Annotated in this window: 19 protein-coding genes, 1 tRNA gene and 2 pseudogenes; 11 read left to right on the top strand and 11 right to left on the bottom strand. The window is 65.4% G+C overall.

Features of this window, described 5'->3' with window-relative positions; translation table 11 throughout:
- Positions 1–28: 28 nt before the first annotated feature.
- From AB4Y36_RS34785 to fdnG, 7 genes are all read right to left on the bottom strand, one after another.
- A tRNA-Sec gene (locus AB4Y36_RS34785) sits at positions 29–124 on the bottom strand.
- A 46-nt stretch (positions 125–170) separates the two neighbouring features.
- A complete protein-coding gene (selB, locus tag AB4Y36_RS34780) occupies positions 171–2,099 on the bottom strand; it encodes a selenocysteine-specific translation elongation factor (protein WP_368685381.1) in 1,929 nt (642 codons plus the stop codon).
- Positions 2,096–3,562, bottom strand: coding sequence for an L-seryl-tRNA(Sec) selenium transferase (selA, locus tag AB4Y36_RS34775; protein WP_368685380.1), 1,467 nt, complete (start codon positions 3,560–3,562; stop codon positions 2,096–2,098). The genes selB and selA overlap by 4 nt, the downstream gene beginning before the upstream one ends.
- 15 nt (positions 3,563–3,577) lie before the next feature.
- Positions 3,578–4,510 carry a formate dehydrogenase accessory protein FdhE gene (gene fdhE / locus AB4Y36_RS34770; protein WP_368685379.1) on the bottom strand — a complete coding sequence of 311 codons (933 nt, stop codon included), beginning with the start codon at positions 4,508–4,510 and terminating at the stop codon, positions 3,578–3,580.
- 127 nt (positions 4,511–4,637) lie between these two features.
- Positions 4,638–5,264, bottom strand: a complete 627-nt coding sequence (locus AB4Y36_RS34765) for a formate dehydrogenase subunit gamma (protein ID WP_069266254.1) — start codon at positions 5,262–5,264, stop codon at positions 4,638–4,640.
- Positions 5,251–6,186, bottom strand: a complete 936-nt coding sequence (fdxH, locus tag AB4Y36_RS34760) for a formate dehydrogenase subunit beta (RefSeq protein WP_069266253.1) — start codon at positions 6,184–6,186, stop codon at positions 5,251–5,253. Before fdxH ends, AB4Y36_RS34765 begins: the two co-directional genes overlap by 14 nt.
- Before the next feature lie 11 nt (positions 6,187–6,197).
- Positions 6,198–9,269, bottom strand: coding sequence for a formate dehydrogenase-N subunit alpha (gene fdnG / locus AB4Y36_RS34755; RefSeq protein ID WP_368685378.1), 3,072 nt, complete (start codon positions 9,267–9,269; stop codon positions 6,198–6,200).
- 195 nt (positions 9,270–9,464) lie between these two features.
- On the opposite strand from fdnG, the gene AB4Y36_RS34750 reads away from it, so the two are divergent.
- Together AB4Y36_RS34750 and AB4Y36_RS34745 are read left to right on the top strand one after the other, a co-directional pair.
- Positions 9,465–10,871, top strand: coding sequence for a YihY/virulence factor BrkB family protein (locus AB4Y36_RS34750; protein WP_342946437.1), 1,407 nt, complete (start codon positions 9,465–9,467; stop codon positions 10,869–10,871).
- A 220-nt stretch (positions 10,872–11,091) separates the two neighbouring features.
- Positions 11,092–12,270, top strand: coding sequence for a porin (locus AB4Y36_RS34745; protein ID WP_368685377.1), 1,179 nt, complete (start codon positions 11,092–11,094; stop codon positions 12,268–12,270).
- A 231-nt stretch (positions 12,271–12,501) separates the two neighbouring features.
- Here AB4Y36_RS34745 and AB4Y36_RS34740 read toward each other — a convergent pair whose 3' ends face one another.
- The 3 genes and pseudogenes from AB4Y36_RS34740 to AB4Y36_RS34730 form a co-directional block, all read right to left on the bottom strand.
- Positions 12,502–13,401, bottom strand: a complete 900-nt coding sequence (locus AB4Y36_RS34740; protein ID WP_368602878.1) for a LysR substrate-binding domain-containing protein — start codon at positions 13,399–13,401, stop codon at positions 12,502–12,504.
- 255 nt (positions 13,402–13,656) lie between these two features.
- Positions 13,657–14,106, bottom strand: a complete 450-nt coding sequence (locus tag AB4Y36_RS34735) for an HU family DNA-binding protein (protein WP_069266248.1) — start codon at positions 14,104–14,106, stop codon at positions 13,657–13,659.
- A gap of 324 nt (positions 14,107–14,430) precedes the next feature.
- A pseudogene (locus tag AB4Y36_RS34730) lies at positions 14,431–14,952 on the bottom strand (hypothetical protein); the annotation flags it as partial.
- 134 nt (positions 14,953–15,086) lie between these two features.
- On the opposite strand from AB4Y36_RS34730, the gene AB4Y36_RS34725 reads away from it, so the two are divergent.
- From AB4Y36_RS34725 to AB4Y36_RS34700, 6 genes and pseudogenes are all read left to right on the top strand, one after another.
- Positions 15,087–15,224 (top strand): hypothetical protein, encoded by a 138-nt coding sequence (locus AB4Y36_RS34725; protein ID WP_368685376.1) that lies wholly within the window; start codon positions 15,087–15,089, stop codon positions 15,222–15,224.
- A gap of 8 nt (positions 15,225–15,232) precedes the next feature.
- Positions 15,233–15,595, top strand: a pseudogene (locus AB4Y36_RS34720) (carboxymuconolactone decarboxylase family protein); the annotation flags it as partial.
- Positions 15,596–15,822: 227 nt separating this feature from the next.
- Entirely contained in the window at positions 15,823–16,506 is a 684-nt protein-coding gene (locus AB4Y36_RS34715; RefSeq protein ID WP_368685375.1) for a DJ-1/PfpI family protein, read from the top strand.
- 172 nt (positions 16,507–16,678) lie between these two features.
- Positions 16,679–17,008, top strand: coding sequence for a hypothetical protein (locus AB4Y36_RS34710; protein ID WP_069266244.1), 330 nt, complete (start codon positions 16,679–16,681; stop codon positions 17,006–17,008).
- Between the two features lie 293 nt (positions 17,009–17,301).
- Positions 17,302–18,798 (top strand): DASS family sodium-coupled anion symporter, encoded by a 1,497-nt coding sequence (locus AB4Y36_RS34705; RefSeq protein ID WP_342946440.1) that lies wholly within the window; start codon positions 17,302–17,304, stop codon positions 18,796–18,798.
- Positions 18,799–18,839: 41 nt separating this feature from the next.
- The gene (locus AB4Y36_RS34700) at positions 18,840–19,892 is read left to right on the top strand and encodes an Ldh family oxidoreductase (protein WP_368685374.1); all 1,053 of its coding nucleotides are present in this window, start codon (positions 18,840–18,842) and stop codon (positions 19,890–19,892) included.
- A gap of 81 nt (positions 19,893–19,973) precedes the next feature.
- Here the strand turns inward: AB4Y36_RS34700 and pobA are convergent, their stop codons facing one another.
- Complete coding sequence (pobA, locus tag AB4Y36_RS34695; protein WP_342946442.1) at positions 19,974–21,146, bottom strand: 4-hydroxybenzoate 3-monooxygenase; 1,173 nt, start codon at positions 21,144–21,146, stop codon at positions 19,974–19,976.
- Between the two features lie 236 nt (positions 21,147–21,382).
- Here pobA and treF point away from each other — a divergent pair, with 236 nt between their 5' ends.
- The 3 genes from treF to AB4Y36_RS34680 all read left to right on the top strand — a co-directional run bounded on the left by treF (position 21,383) and on the right by AB4Y36_RS34680 (position 25,181).
- On the top strand, positions 21,383–23,230 hold the full coding sequence (treF, locus tag AB4Y36_RS34690; protein ID WP_368685373.1) for an alpha,alpha-trehalase TreF: 1,848 nt from the start codon (positions 21,383–21,385) through the stop codon (positions 23,228–23,230).
- Positions 23,231–23,330: 100 nt separating this feature from the next.
- Positions 23,331–24,014, top strand: coding sequence for an HAD family hydrolase (locus tag AB4Y36_RS34685; RefSeq protein ID WP_069266238.1), 684 nt, complete (start codon positions 23,331–23,333; stop codon positions 24,012–24,014).
- A gap of 207 nt (positions 24,015–24,221) precedes the next feature.
- Complete coding sequence (locus AB4Y36_RS34680) at positions 24,222–25,181, top strand: glycosyltransferase family 2 protein (protein WP_368685372.1); 960 nt, start codon at positions 24,222–24,224, stop codon at positions 25,179–25,181.
- Positions 25,182–25,239 lie beyond the last annotated feature (58 nt).

The following is a 25,239-nucleotide window of genomic DNA, read 5'->3' as shown; positions in this document are numbered from 1 at the left end:
GAGATCGGACCAGGCCGTAAGGCCCATATGGCGGAAGGCAGCCAGAGTCGAACTGACCCGGGAGCGGCTGACGCCCCCAACCGGGTTTGAAGCCCGGCCGTACCACCGGATACGAATGCCTTCCTTCGTGAAACCCAATCACCTGCAACCACACGCACATATCGATGTGCCTACAACCATTCGCGCATCCGGCTATCGTGCCGTAGCAGATGCGTATCGCGCTGAAAGCGAGTATATCCAACGCGGTCGAAGTACTCCAGAATCTGGATCGCACGTTTGCGGCCCAATGCCGTGGCGTCGCGAAACGCCGCGGCGTTGACCGCACCGCCCTGCTCCGCGGCAATCTGTGCGACGGCACGCGCGAGCGTCTGCACCATGTCGCGATCGTAAAAGAGATCGCGCACGACCTGATACACCATACCCAGGCGCGCAAGCTTACGCAGCAGCGCACGCACCTTCTCTTCCGGCTGCCGCGTCTCACGTGCGAGATCCCGCACCCACGGCGGATCGAAACGCCCTTGTGCGAGCAGCGGCATGAGGCGCGCGGCGAGCGCTTCGTCTTCGGCGTCGAGCGTCACCGCGTGTGACGGCAGATGCAGCCACGGCCCGCTGCGTGCCACGCGCCCCTCGCGCTCGAGCGCTTCGATCGCGGCGCGCCACACCGCATCGCTCACGAGCGGCGCCGCCATGCGGCGCAACCGTGCCGCGTCCGGCCCCTGCTCATCGGGCGAGCGCGCATGAAACTCGGCGAGCGCCTCGACAATGCGTTCGGTGAGCCTCGACCAGTGCGCGTGTGCGATCACCGCGCCTTCGTCGTCGCGTCCTTGCGGTGCGATGGAAATCGCATCGGCGGGCAAAGCGAGCGCAGCGTCGTCGTAACCGGTCAACTGCGTCAACGTCGCGCGCGCAATGCCACGCGGCGCTTCTTCGATCAGCGGCGCCAGGCTCGCTTCGTCGAGCCATGTGCGCAACGCGTCGAGCCAGGCACGCCGTTCTGGCGTCCGGCGCCGCCGCGACGGACCGAATGGATCGAGCACACGCCCGCCACCTATGGTGTGGTTTGCCTGCGCGTTGCGGACAATGAAGCGGTCCCCCGGCAACGCGTGCAACGGCGCTTCGAAGACGAGCTGCACTCGGGCAGCCGCGCCCGGCGCGAGCGTTTCGCCTTCGAGCAACGCAACGTTCGCCACGCGATGCGTCGTGCCGAGATGCACATGCAGCGGCGACCAGTGCTGCAACGTGATACCCGCGTCGTCGAGCAACTGCAGTTCGACGTCGAGACGCACGGCCGGCTCGGCCAGCCGCGCATCGACGATCCAGTCCCCGCGCTCAATCTGCTCTTTGTCGATGCCCGCGAGATTGAGCGCGCAACGCTGGCCGGCGTGGCCTGAATCGCCCGCCTGTACCGCTCGGTTCTGCGCATGCAGGCCACGCACGCGCACAGGCGTGCCGGCAGGTGCGAGCACGAGCGCGTCGCCCGCCTGTACGCGCCCGGCGAATACGGTCCCCGTCACCACCGTCCCCTGGCCCGTCAGCGTAAATACGCGATCCACGGCGAGGCGAAAGAGTCCATCGTCTCGTCGCGCCCGCCATGTACTCGCGCGCTCGCGCAACCAGGCGTCGAGGCGCGCCACGCCTTCGTCATGCGGCTGCGTGGCATTGGTCTCGAATACGGGTGCGTCCGCAAGCATCGTGTCAGCGAGCCACGCGGCGATTTCGGCACGCACGGCGTCGAGCTGCGCCGCATCCACGCGATCGCCCCTGGTCAGCGCGATGGCGCCTTGCTGCACGCCCAGCAGTTGCAGAATGGCGAGATGCTCGCGCGTTTGCGGCATCACGCCGTCGTCGGCCGCAATCACGAGCAGCGCCAAGTCGATGCCGCACGCACCCGCCGCCATCGTATGGACGAGCTTCTCATGGCCGGGCACGTCGATGAAGCCCAGCACGTCGCCGTTGGCGAGCGGCAGGTACGCATAACCCAGTTCGATCGAAATGCCGCGCGCCTTCTCTTCTTTCAGGCGGTCGGTATCGACGCCGGTCAACGCGCGGACCAGCGTGGTCTTGCCGTGGTCGATGTGCCCCGCCGTGCCGACGATCACAGACGCAGCTCCGCGAGTTGCGCCACGAACGCCGCTTCGTCCGCGGGTTCGAGGCAGCGCAGGTCCAGGCGCAGGGCGTCGTCGGCAATACGGCCGATCACGGGACGCGGCAGTTCGCGCAAGGCGCGTTCGAGCCTGAGCAGCGCACGGCCACTGCCGCCCTTCCCCGCATGGCGCACGACGAGCCCGCTGCTCGGCAGCACGTCTACGGGCAGTGCGCCGCTACCGATCTGGCTGAACATCGGCTCGACGCTCGCCGCATACGCTTCGCCTATGGCGCGCTGAAACGGGGGCAGCGCGCGCTGCGCGGCCTCTTGCATTTGCAGGGCGGGCCGCGTGAGCAGGCGCAGCGTAGTGAGCCGTTCCTGCAGGAATTCGGGCGCTCGATAGAGCCGCAATACGGGCTCGAGCGCAGCGAGCGTGAGCTTGCCGACCCGCAACGCGCGCTTGAGCGGGTGCTTCTTGATCTTCGCAATCAATTCCTTGCGGCCGACGATCAGTCCCGCCTGCGGGCCGCCCAGCAGCTTGTCGCCGCTGAAGGTCACGAGGTCCGCGCCCGCTTCCACGGTCGCGCGCACCGTGGGCTCGGCCGGCAAGCCCCACTGCGCGAGATCGACGAGCGTCCCACTGCCCAGATCGACCGCTACGGGCAGGCCGTGCTGACGCGCTAGCGGCGCGAGTTCATCGAGTTCGACACTCTTTGTAAAGCCACTGATCGCGTAGTTGCTGCAATGGACTTTCATCAGGAGCGCGGTGTGCGCGTTGATCGCCGCTTCGTAATCCTTGAGATGCGTTCGGTTCGTCGTGCCGATCTCGCGCAAGCGTGCGCCCGCCCGGCTCATGATGTCGGGAATGCGAAATGCCCCGCCGATCTCGACCAGTTCGCCGCGCGAAACGACGACCTCCTTCCGATTGGCGAGTGCGCTCAACAGCAGCAACACGGCCGCCGCGTTGTTGTTCACGACGGTCGCGGCTTCTGCCCCCGTCAGTTCGCAGATCAGCGAGTCGATCAGGTCGTCGCGGTCGCCGCGCTTGCCGCTCGCGAGATCGAATTCGAGGTTTGCGGGTTGCGTGAGCGCCTGCACCACCGCTTTCACGGCCTCGTCGGGCAGCAGCGCGCGGCCGAGATTCGTGTGCAGCACCGTGCCCGTGAGATTGAAGACGGAACGCAGGCGGCTTTGCGCGCGTTCGGCCAACCGTTGCGTGGTCGCCTCGATCACGCGCTCCAATGAAAATGGTTCGGCATCCTTGTTTTCATGCGCCAGAACGCCAGCTCGCACATCGCGACGCCAGCCGTCCTGCGTGGCGCGAATCGCGTCGATCACCTGGGTGCGTCCGTACTGAGCGATCAGCGGCTGCGCTTGCTCCGAGGCAATCACGCGCTCGACCGCCGGCATTTTCGCGAGCAGCACATGCAGGGCGTGCGCATCGTGCTCCGCTGCTTGTCCCACGGCTTCACTCATGGCGTGCGCGGCTCCTTACTGGTCGCCCGGCACTTCGGGCCATAGCAACGGATTCGGGCTCGCGCGACGGTAGCCCGCGTCGCTCATCAGCAGATCGAGCGTGAGGCTCGCCAGGTCGTCCGCGAGCGGCTCGAAATCGAGGTCCTTCTCCTGATAGCCGATCTTGCGGTACGTATGGCATTCGTCGCACGATTCGGCCTTGAGTGCGGCATTGCCGCCTTCGATGCCGTGATACGCAATGCCCTTGGTCGAATCGCAGTTCGTGCACTTCACGCGCACCACGTGAGCCTCGGTGCCGCACAGGCCGCATTGCGCAAACCGGTAGCCCTGATACACGCCGCCAATGCGCACGATGCTGGCAACAGGCGGCGATCCGCACACGGGGCACGCACCTGGTGCGTCGACATAGGGCACGTCGCGTACGTCGATGCGGCTCGCGAGGTCGGTCCACACCACCTGCAGCGCGGCCATGATGAACGGCGCGGTGGCGGGCGCGACTTCGGTGTAGCGCTGGGCGAGAACCGCATCGGCCTGGGCATCGAGTTGCCCTTCGTTCATGGCGCGCAGGTCGCCCAGCACTTTCGCGAGCGCAGGCCCAACCGCTCCTGCCGCTTCGACCCGATCGGCAAGACGCGATAGCACGGCGCGCCATTGCGGATCACGCTCGCCCGAAAGCGCCGGCAGGATCGGCATGGAGTGATGCTGCGCGTTCGTAATCGCTTCACGCGAAGGCATGGAGGCGCTGCAATGTTCTAGCGCCTCCTGCTGCGCGTCGACGAGCGCCGCCATGAGCCGCACGTAGCCGCCAATGGGATTGTGGTCCGCGAGATGCCGCAGGCGCACGGCGCGCGTACTGAAAAAGGCGACCCGTTCGGGCAGACGAATGCGCGGAATGGCCGAAGGATCGAGCGATTCGATTTGCTGCGGGTCGAGAATGCGTTGCGTCACGACGGGTCGACTCCAGAACGGCTTCACGAAGAAAAAACCGCCGTGCCCTTGCGGGCGCCGGCGGTTTGCCGCTCGCGCCGCCACTGCCTTCGCCAAACGGCGCGGCAGGCGACGCGCAGCCTGTGCGTTACTTGATGCTCTCGCGGAACCAGCGCGGGTGATGCTTTCTCGCCCAGCCCCAGGTGACGTAACCGCGCGTCATCGCGCCGATCGACCCCTTCACCCATATGGCCGCATAAATATGAATGATGATGCCGCAGATCAACACGAATGCCGCTACCGCATGCACCAACGCTGAGAGCCGGATAATTTCGATCGGAAAGTAGACCGAAAAATATCGCCGCCAGATCACGATGCCGCTCAAGAGCAACAGCACGAGGCAAACCACCATCACAAAGAATAACAGCTTCTGGCCCGCATTGTAGCGACCGATCTCGGGCAGCCTGTCTTCGCGGTTGTTGAGCACGTCGCCCATCTGTTTCATCCACTGGATGTCGTCCTTGTCCAGATAGTTGTGATGCCAGAAGCGCAGCGCAAGGATCAGGAACGAGACGAACATCACCACGCCGATGAACGGGTGCAGAATGCGCGTCCACTGGCCACCGCCGAGCACCGCGTACAAAAATGCCATGGCCGGGTGAAACATCGCGAGGCCCGAGAGCGCGAGCAGGATGAAGCAGATTGCGGTGATCCAGTGGTTGCTGCGCTCGTTGGGCGTATAGCGCTCGATCAGTTGCGGTTCATCGTCTTTCATCGCCGCGCTCCTCCGGTGGTTCGCCACGCATGCGCCGCGCCTCTTCGCGCGCCGCGGCTTCGTCTTCAGCCGTCACTTCGTTCGGGCCGACCCGCGTGTAATGGAAGAAACCGGCCAGTGCGGTGAGCGCCATGATGGCGAGCCCAATCGGCTTGGCCACGCCCTTCCAGATCCGCACCATCGGGCTGATGTGCGGATCCTGGGGCAGTCCGGCATAGAGCGACGGCCGGTCCGCGTGATGCAGCACGTACATCACGTGCGTGCCGCTCACGCCCGGCGGATCATAAAGCCCGGCGTTCTCGAAGCCGCGCTCCTTGAGGTCCACGATGCGCTCGGCCGCGTGCTGCTTCATGTCTTCCTTGGTGCCGAAAACGATCGCACCGGTCGGGCAGGTCTTCACGCACGCGGGCTCCTGTCCCACGGCCACGCGGTCCGAGCAGAGCGTGCATTTGTAGACGCGGCGTTCGCTCGACATGCGAGGAATATTGAACGGGCAGCCGGTAATGCAATTGCCGCAGCCGATGCAGTTTTCCTGGTGGAAGTCGACGATGCCATTTGTATATTGCACGATCGCGCCCGGCGAGGGACACGCCTTCAAACAGCCCGGGTCCTCGCAATGCATGCAGCCGTCCTTGCGGATCAGCCATTCGAGGTTGCCCTGCGAGTTCTCGTATTCCGTGAAGCGCATCACGGTCCACGAGTGCTCGGTCAGATCGTGCGGATTGTCGTAGACGCCCGTATTGATACCGATTTCGTCACGCAGATCGTTCCACTCCATGCACGCGGTCTGACACGCCTTGCAGCCGATGCATTTGGAAACATCGATGAGCTTCGCGACCGTGCCAGTCACCGGCTCGCGCACGCCGGGTGGCTCCGAGGTAGTCGCGGAGAGGCGTTTGACGTCAAGTGATTGCCATGCCATGTCGTCGCCCCTTATGCCTTTTCGACCTTCACGAGGAACGACTTGAACTCGGGCGTCTGCGAATTGCCGTCGCCCACGGGTGGCGTGAGTGTATTCGTCAGATAGCCCGGGTGCGTGAGCCCCTTGAAGCCCCAGTGCAGCGGTACGCCAACCTGATGCACGGTCTTGCCCTCGATGGTCAACGGCTTGATGCGCTTGGTGACGACCGCCACCGCGATCAGATAGCCGCGATTGCTCGACACCTTCACGCGCTCGCCCGCCGCCACGCCCACCTCCTTCGCGAGCGCCTCGCCGATCTCGACGAACTGCTGCGGCTGAATGATCGCGTTCAGCCGAGCGTGTTTCGTCCAGAAGTGGAAGTGTTCGGTAAGCCGGTATGTGGTCGCCACATGCGGGAACTGCTGCGCGGTTCCAAACGTCTTGCGGTCGTCGGGGAACACGCGCGCCGCCGGATTGCTCGTGGCGAGCGGGTTGTTCGGATGGAACGGGTTATAGCCGAGCGGATTCTCGAACGGTTCGTAATGCTCAGGGAACGGACCTTCGTTCATGCCGTCGCGGGCGAAGAAACGCGCCACGCCCTCGGGGTTCATGATGAACGGACCCATGCCCTGATCGGGTGCCTCATCAGCTTTGAAGTCGGGTATGTCCGCACCCCTCCATGCGCTGCCGTTCCAGGCAATCAGCTTGCGGGTGGGATCGAACGGCTTGCCCGCCACGTCGCACGAGGCACGGTTGTACAGCACGCGCCGGTTCGCCGGCCACGCCCAGGCCCAGTTGAGCGTCTGCCCGATACCCGTGGGGTCGTCATTGTCGCGGCGACCCATCTGGTTGCCCGCCTGGGTCCACGCGCCGCAGAAAATCCAGCAGCCGCTCGCGGTCGTGCCATCGTCCTTCAACTGCGCGAACGCCGAGAGCTGCTCGCCCTTCTTCACGAGCACCTTGGTCGGATCTTTCGTATCGGTCTGGTCGGCGAGCGCGCGGCCGTTGTACTCCCTCGCCAGTTCCTCCGGCGTGGGGCTCGCGGGATCCGAATACGGCCAGTCGAGCTTGACGATCGGATCGGGCAGCTTGCCGCCGTCCTTCTGATACGCGGCGCGTACGCGCAGGAACAGGCCCGACATGATCTCGAGGTCGCTCTTCGCCTCGCCCGGCGGCTCCGCACCCTTCCAGTGCCACTGGAGCACACGGCTCGAACTCACGAGCGAGCCGTTTTCTTCCGCAAAGCACGTGGTGGGCAAACGGAACACTTCGGTTTGAATCGAAGTCGGATCGACATCGTTATAGTCGCCGTACTTCTTCCAGAACTCGGCAGTCTCGATGGCGAGCGGGTCCATGATCACGAGCCACTTGAGCTTGCTGAGCGCCGAGACGGTCTTGGCCTTGTTCGGGGAAGAAGCGAGGACATTGAAGCCCTGGCAGATATAGCCGTTGACCTTGCCCTGATTCATCAGCTCGATGGTCTGCAGCAGGTCGTACGGCTTGTCGAGCTTGGGCAGCCAGTCGTAGCCCCAGTTGTTGTCCTTCGTCGCCGCGTCGCCCCACCACGACTTCATGAAGCTCACGAAGAACGCGCCGTAATGCTGCCAGTAACTGAGCTGGTTCGGCCGCATGGGCTGCGACGCGCGCTTCTTGATGTAGTCGTCGTAGTCCTGCTCCGCTTCGGACGGCAGCGTCATGTAACCCGTGAGCAGGTTCGACATGAGCCCGAGGTCCGTCAGCCCCTGGATGTTCGAGTGGCCGCGCAGCGCGTTCATGCCGCCGCCCGCAATGCCGATGTTGCCGAGCAGGAGCTGCACCATCGCGCCGGTGCGAATATTCTGCGAGCCGATCGAATGATGGGTCCAGCCGAGCGCATACAGGATCGTGCCCGCGCGGCCCGGCACGGCGGTGGTCGCGAGCATTTCGCACACCTTGAGGAATTTGTCCTTCGGCGTGCCGCACACTTTCTCGACCATTTCCGGCGTGTAGCGCGAGTAATGCTGCTTGAGCAGCTGGTACACGCAGCGCGGATTCTGCAGCGTGTCGTCGGTCTTCACGAAGCCGTCGTCGCCGAGCTCGTAGTTCCACGACGACTTGTCCGGGTACGAATGCTTTTGCGGATCGTAGCCCGAAAAAATGCCGTCGTTGAACGCGTAGTCTTCGCGCACGATGAACGAGAAGTCCGTGTAGTTCTTCACGTACTCGTGCTGGATCTTGTCGTTGGTGAGCAAATAGTTGATCACCGCGCCGAGGAACGCGACGTCCGTGCCGGTGCGGATCGGCGCGTAGAAGTCCGCGACCGATGCGGTGCGCGTGAAGCGCGGATCCACCACGATGAGCCGTGCACCGCGGTGCGCCTTTGCCTCCGTGACCCACTTGAAGCCGCACGGATGCGCCTCGGCCGCATTGCCGCCCATCACCAGAATCACGTCCGCATTGCGAATGTCGACCCAATGGTTCGTCATCGCTCCACGGCCAAACGTCGGGGCAAGACCTGCCACCGTCGGGCCGTGTCAGACACGCGCCTGGTTGTCGAATGCGAGCAGGCCCATGCTGCGGGCCACTTTGTGCGTGAGATAGCCGACTTCGTTGCTGCCTGCCGATGCGGCCAGCATGCCCGTGGTCAACCAGCGGTTCACGGTCTTGCCGTCGGCGGTCTTCTCGACGAAGTTCGCGTCGCGATCTTCCTTCAACAGCTTCGCGATCCGGTCGAGCGCGTCATCCCACGAAATGCGCTTCCACTCATTCGAGCCGGCCGCCCGGTACTCGGGATACTTGAGGCGGCTCTCGCTATGAATGAAATCGATCAGACTCGCGCCCTTCGGGCACAGCGTGCCGCGATTGACGGGGTGATCGGGATCGCCCTCGATATGGATGATGCTCGTCGTAGCATTCTTCGCGCCATCGCCGAGACCGTACATGAGGATCCCGCAGCCAACCGAGCAGTACGGGCAGGTATTGCGGGTTTCAGTGGTGCGCGCCAGTTTGTATTGTCGGACCTCGGCAAGTGCGTTGTCGGGCGCGAAACCCATCAACGCGAGGCTGGAACCCGCCAGCGATGTTGCCGTGACCTTGAGGAACTGGCGCCGGGACATCTGCAGCATGATTCGTCCTCGGCTTGATTGTGGGTTTTTTCAGTATAAGACGTTTTGGGAGACGGATCGCGCTGGATGCTCGCGAGCGTTACGCGCGTACAGCGCGAGCTCGCCCGGGAACCGCGCTTGCTAATATCGAATGGCGAATGAACCATCTTTGTGACGAAAACGAACCACTGAAGCACCACCGCGGGGCGCACCATCATGTCAACGCTTTCCACCGAACGACTGCAGTCCGCCGCACGCAAGGAAGCGTCGTGGGTGGTGGGCGCGTTGCGCCAGTTCATCGCCAATCGCTGCCCGTCGCTCGCGGCGAGCATCGCGTTCTATTCGGCGTTTTCGCTCGCGCCGACGCTCGTGATGGTGATTGCCGTGGCGGGCTGGTTCTACGGCGTCGATGCCGCGCGCGGCGAACTCTTCCGCCAGGTCCACAACGTGCTCGGCGACGACGCGGCCGCGGGCATCACCACCATCGTGCAGAACGCGCATCGGGCGGGCGGCAAGGGCGGCGTCGCGGCGATCATCTCGCTCGCCCTGCTCGTGATCGGCGCGTCCGCAACCTTCTCCTCGCTCAATTCCGCGCTGAACATCGTCTGGCCGCCGGACGGGCAGCGTCCCTCCAGCGTGATGGCGCTCGTGCGCGTGCGGCTCATTTCGTTCAGCCTCGTGCTGGGCGTCGCGTTCCTGCTGATCGTCTCGCTCGTGCTCGACACGGCTATTACGTTCGTCGGTCAGTGGATCTGGGGCAATTCCCCTTATGTGATCATCGGCAACCTGATGCAGCTTGCCGTGGGCCTCGTAGTGCTGGCCGTCGCCTTCGGCGCCCTGCTGCGCTTCCTGCCAGACGCCGACGTGCGCTGGCGCGACGCGATGGTGGGCGGCGTCGTCGCGGCGGTGCTGTTCTCGGCGGGCAAGAAGTTGTTCGCGCTCTATCTCGCGCACGCGGGCATGGCAACGGCCTTCGGCGCCGCCGGCTCTCTCGCGGTGCTGCTCATGTGGCTCTATTTTTCAGCGGCCGTGCTCCTGCTGGGCGCGGAATTCTCGGCCGCGCGCGGGCGTATGCACGATCCGCGCGGCGCGTGGGGTTTCCTCGAGGAAACGCCGCCCGGCAGCCGCGCCAAGCTGGCCTCGGTGCTCGCCGCCTCCACCATCGTCGCGCGGCACGACACGAAGCGTGCGGACCGCCCCGCTGCGTCGGCGCCGCAGGCCGTGCCGATCGGAAACGGCGGCGCAGCCGCCCCGGCAATGCCTGCGGCCCTGGCGGCAGCTGTTTCGGCAGACAAATCGACACTATCGGAAACCCCGCTCGGCGCGATTCGGCGCGCGAGCGCGCATGGTGGCCCGTTCGGGAGGCTGAAATCGGGATTGCATATCCGCCGTTCGGTCGTGCGCATGGAAGACAGCGCCACCTACGCGGCCGCGCTCACGCTGGTTCACGCGGGCCGCACGGTCGCCGCCGCCGACCGCTATGTGAAGCGCCATCCGTGGGGTTCGGTGCTGTTCGTCGCGAGCGCGGCGCTCGCCATGACAACCGCCGGCAGGCGCCGCCACCCCCATGCCGCCGCGCCAATTAAGGCTGCTACCAAAGGTCGCAACAAGGCGCAAAAATAACGGCTGTTTACGGAACTTTTATCAAAACCAACAATAATGCTCGATCAACAATCCAATATTTCTTGAAACGGCATAATGGACGGAGTTCCCGCCTGACAAGGGATTCTGGCCGGTGTCAGGTTTTCGCGACAATCTTTATTTTTTCAGTTCAGGTCGCCTGGCCTGCTGCGTTATTCTCCAACGCGCAACAACTACACAATTTCTGCGTGGAGAAAACAGAATGAAACGAGTCGCTCTCTCGACCCTCTCGCTGGCCCTCTTGGCCGCAGCAGGCACCGCACACGCTCAGAACAGCGTGACCCTCTATGGTGTGATCGACGAATCGATCCAGTTCGCGCACAACACCGGCCCGGTCGGCGGCGCAGCAGGGAACAAGAATTTCTGGGGCCTCGCTGGCGGCAACCTGTCGGGCAACCGCTGGGGCCTGAAGGGCACGGAAGATCTGGGCGGCGGCATGAAGGCGATTTTCCAATTGGAAAACGGCTTTGACATCAACAACGGCAAGCTCGGCCAAGGCAGCAAGATGTTCGGCCGTCAGGCATACGTCGGCGTGACGCACGATCAATACGGTACGGTCACGCTCGGCCGCCAGTACGATCCGCTGGTCGACATGGTCCAGCCGCTGACCGCCGACAACTACTTCGGCAGCACGTTCACGACGCCGGGTGACGTCGACAACAACGACAACAGCTCGCGTACGAACAGCGCCATCAAGTACGTCTCGCCGAACATCCAGGGCTTCCAGTTCGAAGGCATGTACGCGCTGGGCGGCGTGGCTGGCGCAACGGGCTCGGGTCAGAGCTGGGGCGCAGCGGCTACGTACGGCATCGGCTCGTTCAACATTGCCGGCGGCTACTTCCGCATGGACAACTCAGCGTCGGCAGTTGCCCGCACCGGCTGGTCGTCGACCGCAACGTCGGACTCGATGTTCGGCGACAACCAGATCACCGCTGGCTACAACACGGCGAGTTCGGTCGGTATCGCTTCGATTGCAGCGCAATACGTCGCTGGTCCGTTCACGTTCAGCGGCCGTTACAGCAACGTTCAGATGCGTCGCGACAGCGCTTCGTTGTTCGCTTCGAACCAGCGTTTCAACGTCGCGGGTGGCTTCGTCGGCTACCAGCTGAACCCGGCCCTGTTGCTCGGCCTCGGCTACACCTGGACGCACGGCTCGGGCGACACGTCGAACACGTACAACCAGGTTTCGCTCGGCGCGGACTACAACCTGTCGAAGCGTACCGACCTGTACGCTGTTGCGGCTTACCAGCACGCCAACGGCACGCAGCGCAACGCGGACGGCACGACGACGACGGCTGGCGCAGCAATCGGCTCGTACAGCTTCAACTCGTCGTCGAGCTCGCAGGAAATCGTCAGCCTGGGCATCCGCCACAAGTTCTAAGCAACGCTTTACACCGGGCTCCGGCCCGGCGCCGGAACTGGCTGACGAGCCATTCCGGCGAAGCGAGCGAGACCACGCAGCTGAAAACGACACGCTGCACAAACCAGCCTCGGGCGCAAGCCCTGGCTGGTTTTTTTATGGCCGCCGGGTTTTAGGAGCAATCCCCCAAGGGCGTGTTCACGCAAAGTCGTGACTTGCGCCGTTTACACGCCTTTTACACGAGCGAAAGGCTCAACGCAGCCGCGCCAGCGCGGCTGCGGCGTGCCACACGAACGCGTCGCTGAGCGCCGTCGCCGCGCGCTGCGCTCCGCGCACGACATGGAGCGCGCTCGACAGCGTGGGCGTGAAGCGTTTCACGCTCACCCGTGCGCTCGCGTGCTGGGCGGTCAGCGCGTCGACGAGCGCGATGCCCATCCCCGCTTCCACTATCGCCACGACCGATTGCGCGAGCGCCGCTTCGACGCCGGGCTCGCGCACCACCCCGCATTCGGCAAAGAGCCGGTCGATGGAGAGGCGCGCCTCGCTCGCCGCGGCAAACGAAATGAAGCGTTCGCCCGCGCAGTCTTGCGCATGAATCACGCGTTTGCGCGCAAGCCGGTGTCCGCGCGGCACGATGCAGCGCAGCGGCCATTCACCCAGATACTCGAGACGCGCGCCAGGATGCGCGACGGCTTGCGCGACGAAACCGAGATCGCAGCGTTGCGCCGCCACGCGCTCGGCAATCCCGGCGGCTTCGCCAGTCAGCAGTTCGAAATCGACGCCTTCGTGCTCGCTTGCAAACGCGGCGGCCACGCGCGGCAGGAAGTCGGCGCAAAGATCCGCTGAAGCGGCAACGCGCACGACCCCGCGCCGTTGTGCGCGAATCTGCGCGGCCGCCTGAGCCACGCGCTCGAAGCCGAAGAACGCGCGCTCGACTTCATCTTGCAGCGTATGGGCCTCGACGGTCGGCAGCAAACGCCCCTGGCGCCGCTCGAAAAGCGCGAACCCCATCCTGGCTTCGAAGTCGGCAAGCAAACGGCTCACCGCAGGCTGAGAAATGCCGAGCGCCTGTGCCGCGCGCGTGACGGTACCCCAGTGCATCAGCGCGCGAAACGCTTCCACCTGCCGCAAACTGAGGTCGGTTGCCTGCATAACACTATGCTATGGAAATTTAAATTAGCGGGTCTACGACATCGTTTTCGTACGACATGAATGACACTGATGCCTCTAACACAGGGACATCATACCGGATACCTGACCATAACATCAGAGCATAGATATGCATGTTCTGTGCGCATTGCACGCACCAAATGAAAAATCCCCGTGAGCTCGACGCCAACGGGGATTTTTTGGTACTGACAGGTAACCGCTACCCGAAGGTCGCGGCTTCAAGCGCAATCAGCGCAATCAGGCTGCTGCTGCGTCCTTCAGCTTCTTCAGGGCGCGCGCCTTGATGCGGACCGATGCGGGCTTCGCCGGGAACCAGCGCTCTTCACCCGTGAACGGATCCTTGCCGAAGCGCTTCTTCTTCGCCGGCACGGCCTGGACGACGATCTTCAGAAGGCCCGACAGCGTGAATTCGCCAGCGCCCTTCTTGTGGACCGAACCGAGGATCGTGTCTTCCAGCGCGGCGAGCACGGCCTTGGCAGCCTTCGGCTCGACGCCTGCACGTTCAGCGACGTGGGTAGCCAGCGAGGCCTTCGTGAAGGTGTCCTTGATCGGCGTCGGTACGCCGGACGCCTTCACGGCGACCTTCTTAGCTGCGGCCGTCTTGGTGGCGGGCGCTTTCTTTGCGGCAACCTTCTTGGCCGGGGCAGCTGCCTTTTTTGCGGCCACTTTCTTTGCGGAAGTCGGCATGTTTCTCCTACCAGTGTTGGTCAGTGAATCGAAGAAGCACTGCGGAATGCACGTGCTTCAACGGCGGATTCTACATACGCGCAAGCGTTTTGCGTGAAGCTTTTGCATTGTCGTTACGATTTTGTTGCGCAGCGCTGACTCTCGAACACATTTTGACGCCTGTTTACAGGGGTAAACGTGCACCTGGCGCAGCCGGATCACCGACGGACGATACGCTTCGGTGGGGCGCAGCGCACGGCGCGTTCGACAGGAAAGCGCCACACGTATGGCGTTTTCTCGCGATTTCGGCTGCCATGCCGGTGTCGCCGCGACGGCAAAATGCAGTCAAAGCGTGCGCAGCAGCGTGGCGAGCGATGTCAGCGCGGCGTCGATACGCTCGGCGTCGACCCCACCGTAACCGAAAAGAAAACCGCTCTGCACAGGCGCTTCGAGATGAAACGGCGCGAGCGGATGCAGGCCGATCGACGCGCGGCGCGCGGCCTGCGCCACCGCGGCAGCGTCGAGCACGTACACGAGCCGCGCCGCTTTCGGCAGCCGCGCGACGACGAGCCCGTCGTGATCCACCGGCACCGGCACGACCTTCGCGCCCAATGCGGCAAAGATGATGCGCGCGAGCAGATCGAGCGCCTGCTGCGCGCCCTGCGTGACAATCACGTCTTGCCAGATGCCCTGCACCGCGCGGTTGAAAGCGCGATAGCGCGAGACCGCAAGGCGCAGCTTCTCCTCGCCCGCCGGATCGCGATACATGCCGAAACCGCGCGCCTGCACGCGCAGCGCATCGTTGATGCAGCGCCGCCAGACGTCGAAGGGAAAGCGCGACTTGTCGGTGACACCGCCCGCGAAATCGCAGGCGAGCCGCGTATCGAGGCGCGGCAACGAACCGTGCAGCGCCTCGGCTTGCGCCTGCGCGCCCCGCGCGGCGCCTTGCCGGTACGCGTGGAAGTGATCGCCGCGGTGGCCGCGCGTATCTGCGGATTCGGATGACCGTGCTCGCCCGCGGGCAGGCGTTCGAGCGTCTGCGCCACGAAAGTGCCCGAGCCGCGCCGCGAGTTCAGATAGCCTTCGGCGAGCAGCCGTTCGAATACGTCGAGCGTGGTCTTGCGCGAAACGCCGAGTAGAGCGCGCGAGCAAAAGCTCGCTTGAAAAGCCCCTCGCGGAACTGGTGCGCCTGCGCGCTTCGCAGATCAACGGCTGCGCCTATTGCGTGGACATGCACACCGCTGATGCGCGTAAAGGCGGCGAAACCGATCGCCGGCTCGCTACGGTATCGGTGTGGCGCTAAACCCCGTTCTTCACTGAGCGCGAGCGCGCGGCGCTCGAATGGACCGAATCAGTCACGCTGCTCGCGCAAACGCACGTACCCGACGAAGTATGGGAACGCGTGAAGCCGCATTTCAGCGACCAGGAGATCACCGACCTCACGCTGCTGATCATCGCGATCAACGGCTGGAACCGCATCGCGGTGACGTTCCGCAAGATGCCGGCTTGAGTCCGAAGCAGCAAGCGCGCTGCTGCAGCTGCCGCAAATTAAGCGGCGACTGAACGCGGCGCGGGTGTCGATCACCGAGTGCTTTCCGATTGCGGCTCGCGCGCCGCTGGCAGTTTTTGCGCGGTTTTTGGCATGGTTGTGGAGCGGCGCGAGATTACAGTGATTCCCGAATCATCGGCACACCGCGTCGGCCTTTTCGACAGCCAAACCTTGACCGGGAACACCACATGGCATTGCAGATCGGATTTTTCGTCTTCCCCAACGTTCAACAGCTCGACCTGACCGGCCCATACGACGTGCTCGCCTCGATGCCGGACACCCGCGCGCGGCTCATCTGGAAGACGCTCGACCCGGTGCGCTCGAGCACCGGCCTCATGTTCACGCCCGACACGACCTTCGAGGACTGCCCGCCGCTCGACGTGATCTGCGTGCCGGGCGGCAGCGGCGTCTCCCAGCTGATTCCAGACGACGAGACGCTCGCGTTCCTGCGCCGCCAGGCGAGCACGGCGCGCTACGTCACTTCGGTTTGCACGGGTGCGCTCGTGCTCGGCGCGGCCGGGCTGCTGCGCGGACGGCGCGCGACCACGCACTGGGCCTTCCACGAACTGCTGGAGCCGCTCGGCGCGCTGCCCGTGAAAGCGCGCGTGGTGCGCGACGGGAACGTGCTGACCGGCGGCGGCATCACCGCGGGTATCGATTTCGCATTGACGCTCGCCGCCGAACTGATCGGCGACGAGGACGCCCAGGCGCTCCAGCTCGAACTCGAGTACGCGCCCGCGCCGCCGTTCGATGCGGGCGACCCCGCCAGCGCACCGCGTGCAATCGTGGAAAGGTTGCGCGCGCAGACAGCCGCATCGCTCGCCGCACGCGCACGCGTAGTCGCGGCGGCGGCCGCGAAGCTCGGTGCTTGAGCGCCCGTTGAGGCCGCCGGGGTAACTACTGCGATTACCGGCAAGCCAGGGTCAGCGCTTGCTACCGTCTTTGATGGGGATCGATTACATTGAGCAACGGGCGCGCCGCAGTCGTTTGCGCCCGTCCTCCCAGACCTGGGTAAGTCGTTCAAATCAACCATTAAGGGAATCAATGCGCTCCACCACCAGCAAGCTGACTCTCGCCGCGGCGACCGCCGCATTCCTGATCGGCGTTGCCGCGCCGGCATTTGCGCAAACGGAAGCCAGCGCACCCGCCGCCACGGCCTCGCAACCGCTCACCAAGGAACAAAAGGCGCAGGCCAAAGCTCAAGCCAAAGCGCAGCGCAAGGCCGAACGCAAACAGGCCCGCGCGAAGAACAATGCCGAGTTGAAGAAGCTGGAAGACGCAGGCTACAAGCCGGCGCTGAACGACCCGAACTATCCGCAGAACCTGCAGGACGCACAGAAGAAAGCTAACGCTGCTGCTGGCGCCAGCCAGTAATTCGCGTCAGCGGTCGTTTTAACCGGCTGTTTTGCCGGTTAAAACGCCTTCACCATCAGCTTGCCCGCATCACCCGCAGCATGCTGCAACGCTGCGCTTCCCCCGCCTTCGCGCTCGCGCGCTCCCGCTGTACACACTAAACGCTTCATCAGTCGAATGGCAGTACCATCCGCGATGCGAATGCGCTGACTCGTTCGCAAGCCGCCACACCGCCGCTTTTCGATGCTGCATGCGCTCTGCCAGAAGCGACACGCGAGCCATGCCGCGTGCATGCCCAACAGGGAGTCATCGCCATGAACGCACCCCAGCCAGCCGCCAACGCGAGCGCGGCGCCGCAGAAGAAGGGCATACCTGTGGGCCTGATCGCGGGCGTGATCGCGCTCGTCGTCGTGCTTCTGCTGCCCCTGCCCGATAGCCTCCCGCCCGCCGGCCAGCGCATGCTCGCCATCCTCGCGTTCGCCGTGGTCGTGTGGCTCACCGAAGCCGTATCGTACGAAGCGAGCGCCATCATCATCACCTCGCTCATGGCGTTTCTCGTGGGCACCGCGCCCACCATCGAAAACCCCGCTGTCGATTACGGCACCAACAAAGCCATCAGCATGGCGCTCGCGGGCTTCTCCAATTCCGCGCTCGCGCTCGTGGCCGGCGCACTCTTCATCTCCGCGGCGATGACCGTCACCGGGCTCGACCGGCGCATTGCGCTCGTCACGCTCTCGCTGATCGGCACCACCACGCGGCGCATCCTGATCGGCGCGGTCGCCGTGACCATCGTGCTCTCGCTCGTCGTACCAAGCGCCACCGCGCGCAGCGCGTGCGTCGTGCCGATCATGGTGGGCGTGATCTCGGCGTTCGGCGTCGACAAGCGCTCGAACATCGCGGCGGGCATCATGATCGTGGTCGCGCAAGCCACGAGCATCTGGAACGTCGGCATCCAGACCGCCGCCGCGCAGAATCTGCTGACCGTGGGCTTCATGGACAAGATGCTCGGCGCGCGCGTCACGTGGCTCGACTGGCTCATTGCGGGCGCGCCCTGGGCGATCGTGATGTCGGCGGCGCTGCTCTTCATCGTGCTGAAGATGCTGCCGCCCGAAGCCGATGCCATCGCGGGCGGCAAGGAAGCCGTCGAAGCCTCGCTGCGCGAACTCGGCCCCATGACGGGCCCGCAGAAACGCCTGCTCGGGGTGTCCATCGGCCTGCTGCTCTTCTGGGCGACCGAAGGCAAGCTGCACCCGTTCGACACCACTTCGGTCACTTACGTGGGGCTCGTGCTGCTGCTGTTGCCGCGCTTTGGCGTGATGGACTGGAAGACCGTGCAGAGCCGCATTCCGTGGGGCACGGTGATCGTGTTCGGCGTGGGCATCAGCCTCGGCACGGCGCTGCTCACGACGAAAGCGGGCCAATGGCTCGGCGACCTCGTCGCGCATCACACCGGGCTCGACACCGCCACGCCGTTCATGGCCTTCGCGATTCTCTCGGCCTTCCTCATCCTCATCCACCTCGGTTTTGCGAGCGCAACGGCGCTCACCTCCGCGATGTTGCCGATTCTCGTGTCGGTGCTGCAGTCCATGCAGGGCGACTTCAACCGGCTCGGTCTCACCATGCTGCTCGGCTACGTGGTGAGCTTCGGCTTCATCCTGCCGATCAACGCGCCGCAAAACATGGTGTGCCTCGCCACCGAAACGTTCACGGCGAAGCAGTTTGCGCGCGTGGGCATCGTGCTGACTGTCGTCGGCTATGTGTTGTTGCTGCTGTTCGCCGCGACGTGGTGGCGCTGGCTGGGCTGGATCTGAACACTGCACCCGAACGCTGCACGGTTAGCAAGGAGCCGCTCATGGAAGTCAGGATCGACGACGCACGCCGCTTCGCCACGGCCGTGCTCACGAACGTCTCGGTGCCCGAAGACATCGCCGCCGACGTGGCCGACCATCTGATCGAATCCGACCGCGTGGGCTACGCGAGCCACGGCCTGTCGATCCTGCCTAACTACAAGCGCGTGCTGGCCGCGGGCTTCGTCACCGCAGACGGCCGCGCCGAGCGCGTCGTCGACCGCGGCAGCCTGATCGGCTATGACGGCCACAGCGGCTTCGGACAGCACATTGGCAAGGTCGTGATGGAAGACGCGATCGCTCGCGCGCGCGAACATGGGCAGTGCATCGTAACGCTGCGTCATAGCCATCACCTGGGGCGCATGGGCCACTACGGCGAAATGGTTGCGGCGCAGGGCTACGTGCTGCTCGCCTTCACCAACGTGGTCAATCGCGCGCCGACCGTCGCGCCGTTCGGCGGACGCGAGCCCCGGCTCACGACCAACCCGCTGTGCTTCGCGGGTCCGCTGCCGGGCGGGCGGTCGCCCTTCGTCGTGGATATCGCCACGAGCGCCATCGCCGTGAACAAGGCGCGCGTGCTCGCCGAAAACGGCCTGCCGGCGCCTGACGGCTCGGTGATCGACGCGAACGGCCAGCCGAGCACCGACCCCAACGTGTTGTTCGCCGACCCGCCAGGCGCGCTGCTGCCGTTCGGTCTGCACAAGGGCTATGCGCTGGGTCTCGTGGCGGAACTGCTCGCGGGCGTGCTCTCGGGCGGCGGCACGATCCATCCGGACAACCCGCGCAATGGCGTGGCGACCAACAATCTGTTCGCACTGGTGCTCGATCCGCAGGTGGACTTCAACACGACGTGGCGCTCGCAGGAGGTCGAATCGTTCCTCGACTATCTGCTCAGCTGCCCGCCGCAGGATCCGTCGCAGCCGGTGCAGTACCCTGGCCAGTACGAAGCGGAAAATCGTGCGCGGCACATGCAGACGATCACGCTGCCCGACTCCGTGAGAAAGCCGTTCGCCGACATCGCCACCGAACTGGGCATTGCGCCGCTTACGGCGATTTGAGGCGATCCAACGCGACGCTGTAAACAAAAAACCACGCGAACCCTGCGGGACTCGCGCGGCCTTTCATGCGTTGCGCTTACCTCACACGGCAACCGCGCCCACGTAGTTTTCGGCCATCGCCGTCGCGGCGGCGCGGGACGTGGTGACATGCTCCAGTTCGGCAACCTGCAGGCGCTGCTCGAACGGCGTGGCGTCGTCGAGGCGGTGCATCATGCGCGTCATCCAGTACGAGAAGTGTTCGGCGCGCCAGATGCGGCGCAGCGCCGTTTCGCTATAGCCATCGAGCAGATCGGTGCGGCCTTCCTGGTAGAACGCCACGAGCGCCGCGGTCAGCACGCGCACGTCCGCCACCGCGAGATTGAGGCCCTTCGCGCCGGTCGGCGGCACGATGTGCGCCGCATCGCCCGCGAGAAAGAGGCGGCCGTGCTGCATCGTGGTCGTGACGAAGCTGCGCATGCCCACGATGTTCTTCTGGAAGATCTTGCCTTCCACCACCTGGTGGCCTTCGCGCGAATCGACGCGCGCGTGCAGCTCGGCCCAGATGCGGTCGTCGGACCAGTTGTCGACGTTGTCCGTCGGATCGCACTGGAAGTACATGCGCTGCACGTTCGGCGAGCGCGTGCTGACGAGCGCGAAGCCGCGATCGTGCCGCGCGTAGATCAGCTCGTCGGAAGTGGGCGGCGCCTCGACGAGAATACCGAACCAGCCGAACGGGAACACGCGCTCGTAGTCCTGGCGCAGCGCCGCCGGAATCGAGGCGCGCGACACGCCGTGGAAACCGTCGCAGCCGATCACGTAGTCGCAGTGCAGCTCGTGCTCTTCGCCTTCGTGCGTGAAGCGGATCGACGGCGTGCTGGTTTCGACGCCGTGAATCGACGTGTTCGAGACATTGAAGAAGAGCTTGCCGTCCGCGGCCACGCGCGCCGCCACAAGGTCCTTGAGCACTTCGTGCTGCGCGTAGACGGTGATGGCTTTGCCCGTGAGGCCGGTGAGATCGATGCGGCGGCGCTTGCCTTCGAACGCGAGTTCGAAGCCGTGATGCACTGCGCCTTCGGCCTTCATGCGCTCGCCGACGCCCGCTTCGGTGAGCACGTCCATCGTGCCTTGCTCGAGCACGCCGGCGCGTATGGTCGATTCGATCTGCTCGCGGCCACGCAGCTCGATCACGACCGAGTCGATGCCACGCAAATGCAGAAGATGGGAAAGAAGCAGGCCCGCGGGCCCGGCGCCAATGATGCCAACCTGGGTGCGCATGAGATGTCTCCTGATGCGGCGTTGCTTGAATTGATTTTTGGCAAGTTTCGCCGCAGCACGCGTTATCGCGCAACGCGATATGGAGAATATGGACTATCTCTATTTTGAATAGTGTTGCAGTCGCCCGCCGTCTCGCATCGCCATTGCGCGGAACGGAAATTGCTTATTGTCACGCTTCGCCTGCGCCCCAGGTTTGCGCACTGGCGCGCTCGTCGCCCCTCAAAAACATCAAGGCCATGTCCTTCCCGTTCCGCTCCCGCACGCCCACATCCGCCACGACATCCCGCCCCGTCCCGTTTGCCGCCACGCTCGCCGCTGCGCTGTGCCTCGCCTGGCCGCTCGCGCAAACCGCCCATGCCGCCGACGCACAAGCCGACGTCGCAGCCTCCGCTAGCGCACCCGCCAACGCGCAGGAATTACAAACGCCCGCGCGATCGGCAAGGCCGGTTCGCTCGCCGGCGCAGCATGACGCCGCAAAAGAGAGCCGGCCCGCCACGCCCGCCGACCTCTATGGCCGCCTCTATCACGACGTGCAGCTCGCGCAGATCTTCCCCGACGGCAAGACCTTTGCCGACATACTGCCCAACGAGCGCCCGAGCCAGATCACGGCCGCCTACGAGCGCTGGCGCCAGCAACACGCGGGGCTGCACGGCAGCGCCGCGCGCAAGGCCGCGCTCACGCAGTTCGTGAACCGGTACTTCACGGCCCCCACGCAAACCGAAGATCACTACGTTTCCGATCCGAACCAGGATGTCGTCGGCCACATCGACACGCTCTGGAACGTGCTGAGCCGCCGCCCCGACGCAAAGCCGAATCCGTATTCGTCGCTGCTGCCGCTGCCCTATGCGTACGTCGTGCCGGGCGGGCGCTTCAACGAAATCTACTACTGGGATTCGTACTTCATCATGCTCGGCCTGGAAGCGAGCGGCCGCCACGAACTCGCGCTCGACGAGCTGAGCAACTTCGCCGCGCTGATCGACCGATACGGCCACATCGCGAACGGCAATCGCACGTACTACCTGAGCCGCTCGCAGCCGCCGTTTTTCGCGCAGATGGTGAGCCTCGTTGCGGAAAAAGACGGCGACGCCGCATACCTCCATTACCTGCCGCAACTGCGCAAGGAATACGACTACTGGATGGCCGGCGCGCAGACGCTCAAGCCCGGTCACGCCGCGCGCCACCTCGTGCGCCTGCCCGACGGCACGCTGCTCAACCGCTACTGGGACGCGCGCAACCGCCCGCGCGACGAGTCGTACCGCGAGGACATCCTGACCGCGCGCGCCACGCCGCAACGCGACGCCTCCGACCTCTGGCGCAACCTGCGCGCGGGCGCGGAGACGGGCTGGGACTACAGCTCGCGCTGGCTCGCCGACGGCCAAACGCTCTCGACTATCGATGTGACGTCGCTCGCGCCGGTCGACCTCAATTCGCTGATGGTGATCCTCGAACGCACGCTCGCGAAGGCCTATGGCCTCAAGGGCGACGCGCGCGAGGCCGAACTGATGACGAAGCGGGCGCAACAACGCGCCGACGCCATCGACCGCGTGCTCTGGGACCCGCAACTGCATGCCTACAGCGACTACGACTTCGCGCACCGCACGCTCACGCACCGGCTCACGGCGGCGACCGTCTATCCGCTCTATGCGGGCGTGGCGACGAAGGCCCAGGCGCAGGAAGTGGCCGCCGCGGTGCGCGCCGGGCTGCTGCGCCCCGGCGGCCTCGCCACCACCCAGGTCGCGACCGGCCAGCAATGGGACGAGCCGAACGGCTGGGCGCCGCTGCAATATCTCGCGGTCATGGGGCTGCGCCGCTACGGCGCACAGGACCTCGCGCAGGAGATCGCCACGCGCTGGATCGCGACGAATCTCGCCTACTACGCGCGCACACACAAGCTCGTCGAGAAGTACGACGTGAGCGCGTCGGCCACGAAGGCCTCGTCGGCAGGCGGCGGCGAATATCCGCTGCAGGACGGCTTTGGATGGACCAACGGCGTCCTGCGCCTGCTGCTGCAGATGTATCCGCAGACGGGCGCCGCGCAAGGCGCACCGGCGGCGTCCGGCGCGGCCGCCGCCAGCACGCCCTGAGGCGCCGCCGCGCGCCCGCCGCGCCGCACGCCGGCGGCGCGCGGCGTACACTTTTTGCGCCACCGCAGCGTAATCGTCGTATAGCAACCAGGAGCCCCCCATGCGCAACGAAACGGCCTTTTTGTTCGACCTCGACGGTACGCTCGTCGACAGCGTGTATCAGCATGTGCTCGCATGGAAGGAAGCGCTCGACGCGGACGGCATCGAGCTCTCGGTGTGGCGCATTCACCGGCGCATCGGCATGAGCGGCGGTCTCTTCATGAACCAGTTGCTGCGCGAGACCCACGAGGCCCACGAGTCGATCGCCCCCGAGCGCATCGCGCGCTTGCAAAAACTACACGCCGACGCCTACCGCCGCCACGCCGACCAGGTGCGCCCGCTGCCCGGCGCCCGCGCGCTGCTCGACACCCTCAGCGCGGCGCAAGTGCCCTGGGCGATCGCCACGAGCGGGCGCCTCGCCACGGCGTCCGTGAACCTGCAGGCGCTCGGCGTGGACCCGTCCGTCACGACGGTGGTCACGCGCGACGAAGTGCGCCACGCCAAGCCCGACCCCGATCTTTTCGTCGCCGCGGCGCTGCGGCTGAACGTGCCGATCGAGCGCTGCCTCGTGGTGGGCGACAGCGTCTGGGACATGCTCGCGGCCCAACGCTGCCGCGCGCTCGGCATCGGCCTGCAGTCGGGCGGCTACGGCACCGAGGAGCTGCAACGCGCGGGCGCGCTACGCGTGTACGAAGATCCCGCCGACCTGCTCGACCACCTCGACGAAGTCTGCGCTCGCGATTGAGCCGCTGATCGAGCCGCCGCTCGGACTGATTGCGCGCGCCGCCGCACGCGGCGCGAAAATTGCGCAGCTCTCGGCTGTGCAGTGCAGCACCGCGGCTGCGCCGCCCCGCCTCTGGCGCACGTCATGTACTGCATGTCGCGCGCCATCGGCGTATGCTGACATAGGTCAATTCGACAACTCACCGGCCGGCTCCCGCCGCCTGCTGCGATGAACGACTCCGCCCCTGCCCCCGGAACTCCCAGCGCGCCGCGCGTGACGGTGGTCGTCCTCACGCGCAATCATGTACGTCAAACCGTCGATACCGTCGCGCGCCTCACCGCCCTTCCCGAACACCCGGACGTCATCGTGGCCGACAACGGCTCCACCGATTCCACCGTCTCCCTGCTGGCGTCGCTCTTTCCGCAAGTGCGCATCGTCCAGTCGCTGGGCGATCACGGCATGGCCGGTTTCAATCGCGCCGTGCTGCTCGCGCGCACCGACTATGTCGCGTGCTGCGACGACAGCACCTGGTTCGCGCCCGGCGCGCTCGCGCGTGCGGCGCACCTGCTCGACGCCCACACGCAGGTGGCCGTGCTCAACGCGCGCGTGGTGAGCGGCGACGAGCGCGAAATTCACCCCGCCTGCCTGATGCTCGCCGCCACGTCGCCGGGTACGGAAGGCGAGGCGGGGCCTGCGCTCGCGAACTTCATGGCCGGCGCGTGCATTTTCCGCGCGGCCGTGTTCCACGCGCTCGGCGGCTACGAGGAGCGGCTGTCACACGGCGGCGCCGAAGAGCTTGCCGCGCTCGACATGCTGTCGGCCGGCCACCAGATCGTTTATTGCGAGCAGGCGCTCGCGCATCGCGAGCCGCTTTACCGCTGGTTCACGCGCGCGCAGCAATGCGCGCTCGCGCGCAACACCGCCTGGGTGGCGTGGATGCGATTGCCCGCGCGCGATGCGATCGCGGCGACCGGCCGTGCGCTCGCCGTGTTCGCGCGCCAGCGCTCGCTCGGGCCCGCGGGCGTGGCGCTGCTGCGCGGCGCGTTCTGGACGTTGCGCGCACGCCGCGTGGTGCCGCCGCACGTCGTGCTGCTCACCCGCCAGGTACGCCGCGCGGAACGCCACGTGCGCGCGGGCATTCCGGCAATGGCCGAAAAGTACGACCGCTCAGGGCAGCGCGCGTGGTAAGCTGCGACGCCCGCTGCGCGCGGGCCGTCCATTCAGGAGGCCGGAGCCTGTCAATCTT

The sequence above is a fragment of the Paraburkholderia sp. BR10936 genome (genome assembly GCF_040965735.1).
Lineage (GTDB): Bacteria > Pseudomonadota > Gammaproteobacteria > Burkholderiales > Burkholderiaceae > Paraburkholderia > Paraburkholderia nodosa_A.
This window is presented reverse-complemented; position numbering and strand designations above follow the sequence as displayed.

Excerpts from the sequence above, each read along its gene's own strand:
- selA (WP_368685380.1), bottom strand. The coding sequence starts at position 3,562 with ATGAGTGAAGCCGTGGGACAAGCAGCGGAGCACGATGCGCACGCCCTG.
- AB4Y36_RS34765 (WP_069266254.1), bottom strand. The coding sequence starts at position 5,264 with ATGAAAGACGATGAACCGCAACTGATCGAGCGCTATACGCCCAACGAG.
- fdxH (WP_069266253.1), bottom strand. The coding sequence starts at position 6,186 with ATGGCATGGCAATCACTTGACGTCAAACGCCTCTCCGCGACTACCTCG.
- AB4Y36_RS34750 (WP_342946437.1), top strand. The coding sequence starts at position 9,465 with ATGTCAACGCTTTCCACCGAACGACTGCAGTCCGCCGCACGCAAGGAA.
- AB4Y36_RS34745 (WP_368685377.1), top strand. The coding sequence starts at position 11,092 with ATGAAACGAGTCGCTCTCTCGACCCTCTCGCTGGCCCTCTTGGCCGCA.
- AB4Y36_RS34740 (WP_368602878.1), bottom strand. The coding sequence starts at position 13,401 with ATGCAGGCAACCGACCTCAGTTTGCGGCAGGTGGAAGCGTTTCGCGCG.
- AB4Y36_RS34735 (WP_069266248.1), bottom strand. The coding sequence starts at position 14,106 with ATGCCGACTTCCGCAAAGAAAGTGGCCGCAAAAAAGGCAGCTGCCCCG.
- AB4Y36_RS34725 (WP_368685376.1), top strand. The coding sequence starts at position 15,087 with ATGACCGTGCTCGCCCGCGGGCAGGCGTTCGAGCGTCTGCGCCACGAA.
- AB4Y36_RS34715 (WP_368685375.1), top strand. The coding sequence starts at position 15,823 with ATGGCATTGCAGATCGGATTTTTCGTCTTCCCCAACGTTCAACAGCTC.
- AB4Y36_RS34710 (WP_069266244.1), top strand. The coding sequence starts at position 16,679 with ATGCGCTCCACCACCAGCAAGCTGACTCTCGCCGCGGCGACCGCCGCA.
- AB4Y36_RS34705 (WP_342946440.1), top strand. The coding sequence starts at position 17,302 with ATGAACGCACCCCAGCCAGCCGCCAACGCGAGCGCGGCGCCGCAGAAG.
- AB4Y36_RS34700 (WP_368685374.1), top strand. The coding sequence starts at position 18,840 with ATGGAAGTCAGGATCGACGACGCACGCCGCTTCGCCACGGCCGTGCTC.
- pobA (WP_342946442.1), bottom strand. The coding sequence starts at position 21,146 with ATGCGCACCCAGGTTGGCATCATTGGCGCCGGGCCCGCGGGCCTGCTT.
- treF (WP_368685373.1), top strand. The coding sequence starts at position 21,383 with ATGTCCTTCCCGTTCCGCTCCCGCACGCCCACATCCGCCACGACATCC.
- AB4Y36_RS34685 (WP_069266238.1), top strand. The coding sequence starts at position 23,331 with ATGCGCAACGAAACGGCCTTTTTGTTCGACCTCGACGGTACGCTCGTC.
- AB4Y36_RS34680 (WP_368685372.1), top strand. The coding sequence starts at position 24,222 with ATGAACGACTCCGCCCCTGCCCCCGGAACTCCCAGCGCGCCGCGCGTG.